Origin of the sequence: Enterobacter sp. CGMCC 5087 (assembly GCF_003144775.1) — a bacterium.
Taxonomy (GTDB): Bacteria; Pseudomonadota; Gammaproteobacteria; order Enterobacterales; family Enterobacteriaceae; genus Enterobacter; species Enterobacter cloacae_M.
This window is the reverse complement of record NZ_QFXN01000313.1, coordinates 1-473: the sequence shown is the minus strand read 5'-3', so window position 1 is coordinate 473 and position 473 is coordinate 1. Positions and strand designations below refer to the sequence as shown.

1 protein-coding gene is annotated in these 473 nt (G+C 53.5%); it reads right to left on the bottom strand.

What is annotated here, in order from left to right; translation table 11 throughout:
• The coding region (locus DEO48_RS26645) for a hypothetical protein (RefSeq protein ID WP_146198344.1) at positions 1 to 435 on the bottom strand (435 nt) is incomplete at its 3' end.
• Positions 436 to 473: the final 38 nt, after the last annotated feature.

Here is a 473-nt window from a genome sequence, read left to right as displayed (position 1 = left end):
GGATGATCGATCAGCTGCGAATCGCTGATCGACGTTCCACGCGAAAACATGATCGATCAGAGCGGAATACGCAGGCAGGTCCTTAGCCGGGTGCCATGAGGGGTCGGCATACCCGTAAACATAAGCAATGCCTATATCGGATGCATTCAGTGTTTCATCACCAGAGTCGCCTTTCAGTGTGGCCTGAAGCGTTTTAGAACACGGCGCACCGGCCCCGGTTAATACAACCCTGTCACCGTTGTTGTAGACACCATCAGGCAACAGTACAGCGCGCCCCACGCGAAACCCCGGGCTGCTGCATATTGCTGTTCCACCTTCAGGCAACGAAACAACGATATTACCGGTGCCCGTTGCTGCAGCCTCAGATGAATAAAGACAGACACTCATTGCCATGAGGACAATAACAGCCACACGCTTACCTGTAAAAAAACGCATCCGGTTCTCCCCTGTTTGCTCCACATCCTGGCGTCAGG